This window comes from Pedobacter psychrophilus, assembly GCF_001652725.1.
Classification (GTDB): Bacteria; Bacteroidota; Bacteroidia; order Sphingobacteriales; family Sphingobacteriaceae; genus Pseudopedobacter; species Pseudopedobacter psychrophilus.
The window spans coordinates 831,113-842,786 of sequence record NZ_LWHJ01000011.1 but is presented as its reverse complement, the minus strand read 5'-3'; the positions used below and the strand labels follow the sequence as shown (position 1 = coordinate 842,786).

Below are 11,674 nucleotides of genomic sequence, written 5' to 3'. Positions count from 1 at the left end.
TTATTTTATAAATCCATTTTTATAAAGTGATAAAAAACTATTTCCAATTGTTTTTGATGAAAACTTATTTTTAATATCAATTACGATCTTTTCAGAATCCCAAATCTCCCACTTTTTATCTAAAAAAAGTTGCATCCCTTCTATTAATTGTTTTTCACTTAAAGGGTTTACAAGTAAACTATTTTTATCATGTAAGTATTCTTTTAAACAAGGCAAATTAGTAGCTAAAACTGGTAGTCCACAAAATAGGGCCTCCATTACAACAACTCCTTGTGTTTCATAGTTACTAAACATTACTAGAATATCAGCCTCTTGATAATATTCTAAAATCTCGTTTCCAAATTTTAATCCATGAAAAAAAATATTACCTTTCGACTCTAAGTTTCTTGAATATATTTCGGCTTCTGAAACTACATTTAAAGCCCCTCCTATTATATGCAATTCTATTTTATTACTTTTTTTATGTATTATTTGATTAAAAGCATTTAAAATTCCTATTACATTTTTAGCTTTCTCATCTAATCTAGAAACATGTAAAAATTTAATAACGTCATTATTCTTTGGCTTATATTCAAATTTACTTTCGTCAACATAATTTTGAATAACACTAAAATTATAATGATGGATATTTAGTTTTTGTATAGCATTCTTTAAAGATTCAGAAACAACACTTATTCCTAAGCTATTACTGAAAATAATTTTTTTAAATAAATTATTGATAGAATACTTTGACGTTTTTCTAATGTAGTTAGTAGAGTGCTCTGAAACAAAATATGGTATTTTTTTAAAAAATTTATAAAATACAGGTATAATAGATTCAAATGAAATTACATGGATATGTATAAAATCGAAAGTATTTAAGGGCCTATTTGCACTTTTTAGTGCTAAAAGAAATGCTTTTATTCTTCTATAAAAATTAACCGTCTTTCTATATATAATAAAATAATTAGAGCTTGGTTTATAATAACAGGTATAAATTGGATAGCCATTCTCATGATCTATCTCAATAAAATATTTTTTTTGTTGCTTGGTCGATTTTTCTGCATATACAACAGTAACATTGTTTAAAACAGATATTATATTGATATGCTTTTTGGTGAAAATTGCATTTAATGGGTTTTCTTTACTAGGAAACCAACCTGGGAATATTAATATATTATACACTTAAAATAATTTAAACTAATGTATTACTTATTAACTTCTACTTTTAAAATAATAATTTTTGGAATATGGTAATCTTAGTAATTTCTTTTGTTTTTTTAGCTGAGGCATGTATAATTCATAATTATTTTCTTTAAAAAAATTATGAATATCAGAACTTTTATAGGGCGTATTAGCTAAAATCTCATCGTCAATTTCTATTTGAATAATAGGTTTTAACTCCTTTAAGGTATTAATCATCCCCTTCAAAGCTAAATATTCTCCCCCTTCTATATCTATTTTTATAAATTTCAACGACTCAATTTTATTTATCAAAAGAAATTCATCTATAGTTATAGTAAATACTTTTATAGGTGCACTTTCATCAAAATTATAGGAAGAAACCATTCCTAAATTTTGTATATTTCCATTATAATACAGATTAAGAATAGAATTTTTATCTGAAACAGCTAATTTAACAAGTTGAACATTTGTAAACTTATTTAATTTTAAATTAGTTTCAAGTACTTTGTAATTTTCATAATAAGGTTCAAAGGAAATCACTTTTCCATTATTACCAACAATATATGCGCAACACAGACTATATAAACCGAAATTTGCTCCAATATCAATACAATTATCTCCTTTTTCTAATATATCCTCAACTACGTTTAATTCAAAGTCTTCGTATCTATTTAAAAAAAACAGCTGACATTGGATCCAATCATATAGGTTCAAATTAAAATGTATTTTATTCTTAAATAAATACGCTTGGTGTTGATTATTAAATAAATCTGTGTTTTTGTTCAATACTTTAATGAAAAAAAAAGCTTTTTTAAATATTGAAAATTGAAAGAGAATTTTCAATCCATTTATAATATTCTTTTTCCAAAAATCATTCAAATTTATTTTCAAAATATTTCGTTATTTGGTATAAAATAAATTTATCAATATTTCAATCAAAGTTTAAAGAGAAAAATGAATTTTAAAACCTATTTGAAACAAGTATATATAAATTGGAAGAATTTCTACTACTTCTGCTTATTATTTATTTCAGGAACTCTTATAAGTGCATTTGTTATCTGCCAAACCATCACTCCATTTTACATTTACTCTATGTATTCTTATGTTTTTCCTCAAGAATCTAATATGACTAGCTTTAGGCTCATTATTAATGAAAAGGAACTAAATACCTTTTCTTTTCTTAAAGGTGAAGGTGATGTGATTAGAAGTAATATTAACAGATTTATTTATTTAAAAAACAATAATTATAAAGATAAATACTACGATAAACTAAAAAGTAAAGTGGGAAATAAGTTACCTGAAATTATTTATGAAAAAATATTTCATTACAATAATTTAGACTCGGGTTTTATTAGTTGGTTAAAATCCTTTTTAGAAAACCAAACTAGCATGAAAATTACAAGTTTAAAAATTTATTCAATTAATTTAACAGTTAATAATCAGTTTAAGCCAACTCAAAAAAACAAGGTTTTAATTCTAAATAAAAAATTTAATGAATAATATCACATTAAATCGTTCAGATCTTAAAACAATTGTTTTTAGCCTTTACTTAATATTATTGGTGTACAAGTTTTTAAATGGAGAGTTACTTTTTCAACATACAAATCCGCCTATAATTTACCCCATTTTAAACTTTCCTTATTGGTTGTTTATATTATCTGGACTGAAAGATTTCATTTTTTCTAGTAACTTACTAAAGACCATTATTACGCTTTCCTTGTTTTCAGCAAGTTTCCTTTCTATTATAAAAACCAAAAGTACTTTTTATCCAAAGATATTTTGTTTTAGTATCTGGCTCTATCAATTTCTTTATTTCTCAATTGTAGCATATCAACCGTTTGCCATAGGTATATTATTTCCATGCTTACCCTTTATATTTAAAGATGATTTTAAATTTACTGTTGTTTTTAATTTCGGAAGATATTTTTTCTGTGGATTATATTTTTTAGCAGGAGTATTAAAAATTGTAAATGGTGGTATTTTTAATATTTATCAAATGAGTGATAGTATTAAAATGTCATGTCTTGACTATATGCTTTACAATCCCACTAGTCTTAAAACCGATTTAATGAGTTTTTTTCTATACCATTATAAGTTAGGATACTTATTATATTTAGGTGCTGCATTATTAGAAATGGGATTTATTTTAGGCTTTCTAACAAAAAAATTTGATTATATTTTGTTTATTCTTTTTTTAATATTTCATTTCTCTAATTATATGTTACTAGATTTACCCTTTACAAACCACTTCATAATTTTAGCATTCTTATTACCATTGAGAGATGACCTATTAAAATATTACACTAAGAATATCTAAATCGAGTAATTATTTTTTTTATTAATTTAACAATTGATTCTTTAGTATTATATATATTACTTCTTAAAGGGTGATATTTTACAATAAAATAAGTCTTTAATTCTGAATTAAAGTAAGATTTAAACTTAGAAACACTAGGCAAGTTTGCACCACAAAAATCTATTTCTGAAATTCCATTTTCTTTACACCAATTAATAATTGAACTATATAAATAAGTATGTGCATATTTCTCTTCAATAGTTACACTATTAAGTAAAATAGTATATACCTTAAATTGATTTTTATCTATAAGAACAATATTTGAACATATTAATTCTGCTTGTTTATAAATACTAAAAGCTTTTAAAGCTCCTATTTTATCCCACTCAATTAATAATAATTTATAGGAATCAACTAGTTTATTTGAAAAAATAGTTTTTTTAAGAAATGTTAAATTAATGTGAGTTGATTTTTCATCAATCTCTTCGACTTTGAAAATATAATGATCGTTTTCTAATTTTGATAGATTTTTAATCACACTATAATGGGGCGCTAAATCATCTTTTTTTATATAAGTATATTTATTTTCAATTTTAAAATCAGCCCAAATAAAAGGTCTTATATCATTTATTCTAGTTTCTAACCTTAAAGTAGCACCTCTATATTTTTTTTTAAAAATATTAATCAAACTATCCGAAATTTCTAAATAAGAAACATCGGATAATTGAGATGAAAACCATAAAGCAGTAAAAGTGAAACTTTCTGGAGTAATTATTTTATTATTCTTAACATGAAAAGCGCCCAATGCAAGTGCTTTGTTTTTCTTCATGAATAAGAAATATTGAATCTCTGTGTTAAAAACTTTTGATACTGATTCTATAAAATTGCAGTCATAATATATAGGTAGCTTAAGAGATGCAATCTCTTTTTCCCAAACCATATTATCAATATTACTCCACATTCCTTAAACGATGTTACCCATTTTTTTAGCTCTATAATTATTTCGCTTTTTCAAAAACCAATATTGTAGTAAACAATTTATTACCCGTTTTTAAATTGTAAAATGATTTAAGTAATTTAACGGCTATTGGTAAACTTGCTAAAATAGATTTCATAAAATTGATATTTCTATATCTTCCTTGAGATTTCAAATATTCTATCGAAAATAAATCTTCAGATAATGGAATTAATATTTTCTCTACTAATTTCAAATTAAATGATTTAGCAAAATATTCAGGTGTATGTTCTCCTAAAAACTGAATATGCTCTGGAATTTGCCAATCATACCAGTTTTTTTTTCCAAATCCATTTTTCATTAACCCTGTTTTAATAATTAGCTTTCCATTTTCATTAAGCATCTCATTTATTTTAATAAAAAATGCGTTTAAATCTGGTAAATGAGAAATCACATTAATCAATGTGATAACAGAAAATTTCTCTTTTATTTCAGAGTCGTTTATTTCTGACTCAATGATATTACATTCCGTGTTCTTTTTTGCAAAGGCAGCCCTATCTTTGTCGTTCTCTAAACCTGTCAAATTTCTCACTCCGAGCTCTTTACATTTCTTTAAAAGTACACCACAGCCACAGCCAATATCTAAAACAGAATCTTGATTTGAAATATACTTGCTGATAAAAGGTAAATAATATTTAACTGCTAATTCTTCTGACTGGTTTTGTCGCTCAGAAGACAATGGGTTTCTATTAATTTCATTTTGTTTATATGGATTTATAAAGTGCAAATCACAATTTAAACATGATACTAAATGATGTCCATTCTCTATGAAATTAAATTTTAACTGGTTAGAATTACAAAGAGGACAGTGTGTTTCTTTATTCATTAATAATAATATGACTTCTATAAAAAAGCCACTCACAATAATGTAAGTGGCTTTTAAAATTAACAATATTTTCAAACAAATCAATCCAACCTAAAAACAATTGGCATTACATAACTTACTCTAACCGCTCTCCCATTTTGAATTCCGGCTTTCCATAATGGAGATTTTTTAATTACTCTTATGGCTTCTTCATCACATCCAGCACCAATTCCTCTTAAAATTTTGACATCAGTTATTTCTCCATTTTTTTCTACTACAAAAGAAACTATAACTCTACCCATTACATTTGCATCTTTTGCTATTGAAGGATAATTGAGATTTTTATTTAAAAACTTACCCCAAGCAGCCATTCCTCCTGGAAACTCGGGCATTCTTTCCACTAAATTAGCATTAAAGATTTCCACTCCGTTATTAGTTTCCCCTGTTTCAGTTCCTCCGTTTGATGTACCTTCAGTTGAATTTATACCGTCAGTAGATAATTTGCCCTCTTTTTCTGTGCTACCAATGATGATGTTTTTCAGATCTTTTTCGCTTGGTAACTGCAAGTCAATTTTAGGTTGATCAATAGGGACTATATTCCCGCTGTAATTTATTGTTTTTACATCTTCTACTTTTTGTGAAGTGGTTTCTACTTTCTTGGCAGCTTCTTTCTTCAAAACGGGATCTTTAATTAATTCAACTTCTTTAATAATTTCTGGTTTTAAAGGGCCAGAAATCGGAGGATTAGTATTTACAGTCGGTTTATCTGTAAACGCAGATGAAATAAAAGCTAATATTAATAATGAAACCGCTATTAATAAAGCTTTTAATAAATAATTACCCGACTCTTTTCTTAGCACATAAGCGCCATAAGATTGATTGCGGTTTTCAAAAACAAGATCGAGCCACTCTTTCCTGTTTACATTAGTTTGGTTAAATAACATAGAGATTGAATTTTAATTTTAGCTATAACGATGAATAATTTTCAATATTATTAATTTGTAACAATTATGTTACTTTAATTTATTTAGTTTTAAAATAGACTTTTAGCCATTCAATTGCGACTTCATTTTTTTTTTATATCCTTTGCACTATAACTAGTTATATGATGAAGATTATTTTTATGGGTACGCCCGAATTTGCAGTTGCTTCTTTAGCCGCATTATTAAATGCAAATTTTAATATTGTGGGAGTAGTAACCGCTCCGGATAAACCTGCGGGTCGTGGTCAAAAAATTAATGAATCTGCAGTGAAGAAATTTGCAGTTGAAAATAATCTGAAAGTTTTACAACCAGAAAAATTAAAAAATCCTGAATTTATTAAAGAATTAAAATCTTTAAATGCCGATTTACAAGTCGTAGTCGCCTTTAGGATGTTACCAGAAATTGTTTGGAATATGCCGAAAAAGGGAACTATTAATCTACATGCTTCTTTATTACCAAATTACCGTGGTGCTGCTCCAATTAATTGGGCAATTATAAATGGCGAAAAAGAAAGCGGTGTAACTACATTTTTCTTAAAACAAGAAATTGATACTGGTGATATTTTATTTTCTGATAAAGTTACTATTGATGAGGAAATGACTGCTGGTGATTTACATGACGCTTTGATGGAAAAAGGAGCAGAATTATTGGTAAAAACTGTTAAAGCGATAGACAATAATGATTACCAAGAAATTCCTCAAGAAAGTTTTTACGAGGAAAATCTAAAACACGCTCCAAAGATATTTAAAGATGACTGCAAAATAAATTGGAACCAGGATAACGAAATCATTTACAATATGATTAGGGGTTTAAGCCCCTTCCCTACTGCTTTTACTCAATTTTTAGATAAAAGCTTGAAAGTTTTTAAAGCTGTAAAAGAAGATGTTGATCCCGGAATTTCTGCTGGTGCATATTTAAGCGATGGAAAAACATACTTAAAATTTGCATCTAAAAATGGATTTATAAGCTTGAAGGAAATCCAACAAGAAGGAAAAAAGAAAATGGAAATTGAAGATTTTTTAAGGGGAATAAGATTAGATTGATATTTAATTTCTAAGTTTTTCTAGACTTACGAAGTTTTTGAAACTTCTTAAGTCTTCTATAAGTTTTATTGTTTTTGCGTTAACGATTGAAGCGGTATCCTTTTTTTCATTTCAGAAAAAAAGATATAGCGGAAAGCGTGTTAAAACGCCCAAATAATTTAAAAACAACCAATATCTGGCAAATTAAAACCTAACAAACTAACTACTAAAAACCTAACAAACTAAAAACCTACTTATTTTCTTTATTCAATTTATCCATCAAAAATCTAGATACCTCATTAAAATATCGTTTACGGTTAAAACCCATCACCCATTGTATTCCTTTAGAAGCGTTAGTGATAAAAACCTCTTCTACTTCATCTAAAATCTCTGGATTTATTTGTGCCTCAATTATTTGCAAATCGCTTTTTTTGGCAAGTTCCATTACAACTTGTCGCATTACTCCGCCAATACAGCCTTCGCTTAAAGCTGGTGTATAAATGATTCCTTTATAAACTAAAAATAGATTTGCACTAATGGTTTCACACAAAAAACCATTTTGATTAAGGATAAAAGCTTCATCTAAACGCATCTGATCCTTAAAAATACCGGCCATTACATAAGGCAAAGCATTACATGTTTTTAAATTCGACAGCTTATTTATAGGTTTTTGGATATCCTGATAAATATCCATAATTAAACCTTTTGCATTAATCTCGTAATTGGGAGAATCTAAAAGAGTAACTTCTAAAGTGTAACCATGCTTATTTTGGGATGGAGCATACAATCCGCCTCCATCTCTATAAACATTTAATCTTAACCTTGCGTTAGGACCAACTTTATTTCTTTTGCAAAGTTCCTCTGCTTTATCCTTTAAAAAATAAGTATCAAGTGTAGAATAACCTTCTAATTTTAAAGTTTTCATGCCATTTTGAAGTCTTTCGGCATGAAGATTTGCAAAGTTAAGTTTGCCAGAAGACATTCTCATAGATTCAAATAACCCATCTCCATATTTAAATCCTCTATTAGAAATATTAAATATTTTATCCTCCGCATCTAAAATCTCTCCGTTAATATTGATGAAGCTTTTTGACATAAGGCTGCAAAGCTATACTTTCTTCTTAATTATTTTTAAGATATGCTCTCCATTTTTCTAAAACATCCATAAAGTCTTTAGGTAATTCTGATTCAAAATTTACAAATTCCTTTTTTGTAGGATGTATAAATCCCAGTGTTTGGGCATGTAAAGCTTGCCTTGGAATAATTTGAAAGCAGTTTTCTACAAATTGCTTGTACTTGGCAAACAAGGTCCCCTTCCTGATTTTATCGCCACCGTATGGTGCATCATTAAATAAAGGATGTCCGATATGTTTCATATGAGCTCTTATTTGATGAGTACGACCTGTTTCTAATTCGCAAGAAATTAAAGTGACATAATTAAATCTTTCTAAAACTTTGTAATGGGTAACACTCCATTTTCCATCTGCTTCATCATCATAAACATCCATTACTTTTCTATCCTTTACACTTCTACCAATATAGCCTGTAACTGTTCCATCATCTTGCAAATCTCCCCAAACTAAGGCTAAATATTTTCTGGTAATGCTATGATCATAAAACTGTTTGGCTAATAATGTCATTGCTTTTTCGTTTTTACTGATGAGCAATAAGCCAGATGTATCCTTATCTATACGGTGCACCAAACCAGGGCGACCGTCATTTCCTGGTAGTTGAGGTAATTGTTTAAAGTGAAAAACTAAGGCATTTACTAATGTGCCGTCCCAATTTCCATAACCCGGATGCACAACCATACCTGCATCTTTGTTCACCAAAAGCAAATCATCATCTTCATAAATAATATTTATTGGAATATCTTGCGGATAAACTTCAGTATCACGAGGCGGATGTGATAAAACAATACTGATTTGATCTAAAGGTTTGATTTTATAACTTGCTTTTATCGCCTTACCATTAACCAATACGTTTTCAGCATCTATAGCATTTTGAATTTTACTACGGGAAGCGTTTTCAATACGCAGCATCAAAAACTTATCAATTCTTAAAAGTGATTGTCCCTTATCAACCGTAATTGCAAAATGCTCAAAAAAATCATTTTCTTCTTTTTCTTGAATGTCTAAGTCAATTTCCATTGCTGCAAAATTAAACCTTTTAAATTATTTATAATCATAATCATATATCGGTATCATATTTGATATTAACCACGTATCTATATATGATATTCTAAATCCATAATACATGAGAGACTTTACCAAAAAATTTGTGTTTGTATTAAATTTCTTCCCTTTTCTAATTAAAAAAATTTACTTTAGAGATTAAATTGTAATCTCATAAACATGAACTTTTTAAATAGAAAAAAACAGGTTATTCTAATAACTTCTTTATTAATTTCTTTTAATTATACCTATTCACAAAACACCACTAATTTAGTAAAAAACGTTCCATCAGATGCGACAAAGTTAGCGCAAGCTTATTTTATGCCCGCATTTAAAGGATTTGGTTTTGGGATGAATAGTGCCTGGTATAACTCGGCCAAAGCTAAAAATTTAGGAAAATTTGATATTAGGATTCAAGGTACAGCAGCTTTTGTACCGTCTGAAGATCAATCTTTTGACATTAGCAAGTTAGGTTTATCATCTACAATGCAAGCAAAAGGAAGTCCTATATCTCCAACACTTTTAAGTAATGATACTAAAGGTTCAATTCTTTCTGTAAAAGATGATAATGGAAATGAAGTTACCACTATTGAATTGCCACAAGGAAGTGGAATAAAGTTCGCACCTTCTCCTCAAGTACAAGTTACAGTTGGTCTTATTAAAAATACGGATGTTTCATTAAGATATACTCCTCAATTTGGGAAAGAAACGGGTAGTTTTGGTGCCATTCAAAATTTAGGTTTTGGTATAAAACATGAAATCACTAAGTATTTATTACCTGGAAAAACCGAGAAAATTATTCCAATTGATATTGCATTAGCATTTGGATATAATCAATTAACATACAGTTATAAATTACCAATAGCAGATCAATTAGATGATAGAAATTCAGGTCAGGATCTTAATCAAAAAGTAGATATTAAATTTAGTGGCTACACTATAGATGCAGTTTTATCAAAGAAATTGGCAATATTCACTCCATTTGTTTCTGTTGGCTATAATTCATCTCAAACTCAATTAAAAGTTTTAGGTAGTTATATAGTTAGAACTGGTGCAACTGTAGTTCCACCAGCACCAACATATTCTACTTTTACAGATCCTGTAAATATAAAGCAAAACGATATATCTGGCTTAAGAGGAAACATTGGTTTCTCGCTTCATTTGGCTTTTTTAAGATTATATGGTTCATATTCTGTAGGTCAGTACCAAGCGGTTTCTGGAGGTATTGGGTTTGGAATTGGTAAATAATTTTTAAATTTTTTAACTGTTTATATCCTAGAATTTGAAAAGTTCTAGGATTTTTATTTTTAAGATGATTGAGCTAAAGTTTAACAGCATTGAAGAAGAAATAAATTACCCTCCAATTTCAGATTTTGTAAGTCTTTCCTTTAAACGAGATGATTTAATTCATCCTTTTATTTCTGGCAATAAATGGCGCAAATTGAAATTCAATTTAATCAAAGCCAGGGAGCTTAATAAGAAGCATTTGGTAACTTATGGAGGTGCCTATTCAAACCATTTATTGGCTTCTGCTGCGGCGGGAGCAAAATTCAATTTTAAAACATCTGCATTTGTTAGAGGAGAAGAAGCAAACAATCCTATTTTAAATTTGTGCAGATTATTTGGGATGAATTTAATATTTGTTTCAAGAGAGGACTATAAAAATAAAGCAAAACTTGTAAGCAATAATTTTAATGATAACAATGAAGTTTATGTTTTAGAAGAAGGTGGTTTTGGCTTTGAAGCCGAGAAAGGTTGTAGAGAAATTATTACAGAACTAAAAAACAATTATGACCACATTTTTTGCAGTGCTGGTACTGGAGCAACAGCTGCAGGAATTATAAATCAAGTTTCCTTATCACAATTAAAAACCACGGTTCATATTGTTTCCTTATTAAAAGGTGGGGAATTTTTAAAAACAGAAATTGACAAATTATTAATCCATAAAATTGAATATCAATTACATACAGATTATCACTTTGGAGGTTATGCTAAAACCAAACCTGAACTCATAAATTTTATAAAGGATTTCACCCAACAAACAGGAATTTTGATAGACCCTGTTTATACATCTAAAACGCTATTTGCCATCCAAGATTTAGCCTCTAAAAACTACTTTAAAAAAAATGATAAAGTTTTAATGATACACACAGGCGGATTATTCGGTATTTTAGGAATGATGGATAAATTTATTTGATGGAACATCATAAACAAA

Annotated in this window: 12 protein-coding genes; 5 read left to right on the top strand and 7 right to left on the bottom strand. The window is 28.1% G+C overall.

Translation table 11 applies throughout. From position 1 onward, the window contains the following. The gene (locus tag A5893_RS04150) at positions 1–1,164 is read right to left on the bottom strand and encodes a glycosyltransferase family 4 protein (protein ID WP_068821264.1); all 1,164 of its coding nucleotides are present in this window, start codon (positions 1,162–1,164) and stop codon (positions 1–3) included. Positions 1,165–1,194: 30 nt separating this feature from the next. Further along, on the bottom strand, positions 1,195–1,878 hold the full coding sequence (locus tag A5893_RS04145; protein WP_198342255.1) for an FkbM family methyltransferase: 684 nt from the start codon (positions 1,876–1,878) through the stop codon (positions 1,195–1,197). Between the two features lie 240 nt (positions 1,879–2,118). Here A5893_RS04145 and A5893_RS04140 point away from each other — a divergent pair, with 240 nt between their 5' ends. Continuing rightward, positions 2,119–2,664, top strand: coding sequence for a hypothetical protein (locus A5893_RS04140; RefSeq protein WP_157687413.1), 546 nt, complete (start codon positions 2,119–2,121; stop codon positions 2,662–2,664). Continuing rightward, entirely contained in the window at positions 2,657–3,481 is an 825-nt protein-coding gene (locus tag A5893_RS04135) for a hypothetical protein (RefSeq protein ID WP_068821261.1), read from the top strand. The genes A5893_RS04140 and A5893_RS04135 overlap by 8 nt, the downstream gene beginning before the upstream one ends. On the opposite strand, the gene A5893_RS04130 is transcribed toward A5893_RS04135, so the two are convergent. From A5893_RS04130 to A5893_RS04120, 3 genes are all read right to left on the bottom strand, one after another. Continuing rightward, positions 3,468–4,400 carry a hypothetical protein gene (locus A5893_RS04130; protein ID WP_198342254.1) on the bottom strand — a complete coding sequence of 311 codons (933 nt, stop codon included), beginning with the start codon at positions 4,398–4,400 and terminating at the stop codon, positions 3,468–3,470. The genes A5893_RS04135 and A5893_RS04130 overlap by 14 nt on opposite strands. Positions 4,401–4,458: 58 nt before the next feature. Further along, a complete protein-coding gene (locus tag A5893_RS04125) occupies positions 4,459–5,301 on the bottom strand; it encodes a class I SAM-dependent methyltransferase (RefSeq protein ID WP_157687409.1) in 843 nt (280 codons plus the stop codon). Between the two features lie 80 nt (positions 5,302–5,381). Then, positions 5,382–6,224, bottom strand: a complete 843-nt coding sequence (locus tag A5893_RS04120) for an energy transducer TonB (protein WP_068821258.1) — start codon at positions 6,222–6,224, stop codon at positions 5,382–5,384. 164 nt (positions 6,225–6,388) lie between these two features. On the opposite strand from A5893_RS04120, the gene fmt reads away from it, so the two are divergent. After that, on the top strand, positions 6,389–7,306 hold the full coding sequence (gene fmt / locus A5893_RS04115) for a methionyl-tRNA formyltransferase (RefSeq protein ID WP_068821257.1): 918 nt from the start codon (positions 6,389–6,391) through the stop codon (positions 7,304–7,306). A 229-nt stretch (positions 7,307–7,535) separates the two neighbouring features. Here the strand turns inward: fmt and A5893_RS04110 are convergent, their stop codons facing one another. Together A5893_RS04110 and A5893_RS04105 are read right to left on the bottom strand one after the other, a co-directional pair. Then, positions 7,536–8,381, bottom strand: coding sequence for an aminotransferase class IV (locus A5893_RS04110; protein ID WP_068821256.1), 846 nt, complete (start codon positions 8,379–8,381; stop codon positions 7,536–7,538). Positions 8,382–8,406: 25 nt separating this feature from the next. Next, positions 8,407–9,435 (bottom strand): RluA family pseudouridine synthase, encoded by a 1,029-nt coding sequence (locus A5893_RS04105; RefSeq protein WP_068821255.1) that lies wholly within the window; start codon positions 9,433–9,435, stop codon positions 8,407–8,409. 204 nt (positions 9,436–9,639) lie between these two features. Here A5893_RS04105 and A5893_RS04100 point away from each other — a divergent pair, with 204 nt between their 5' ends. Further along, complete coding sequence (locus tag A5893_RS04100; RefSeq protein WP_068821254.1) at positions 9,640–10,707, top strand: DUF6588 family protein; 1,068 nt, start codon at positions 9,640–9,642, stop codon at positions 10,705–10,707. 64 nt (positions 10,708–10,771) lie between these two features. Continuing rightward, complete coding sequence (locus A5893_RS04095; protein ID WP_198342253.1) at positions 10,772–11,656, top strand: 1-aminocyclopropane-1-carboxylate deaminase/D-cysteine desulfhydrase; 885 nt, start codon at positions 10,772–10,774, stop codon at positions 11,654–11,656. Positions 11,657–11,674: the final 18 nt, after the last annotated feature.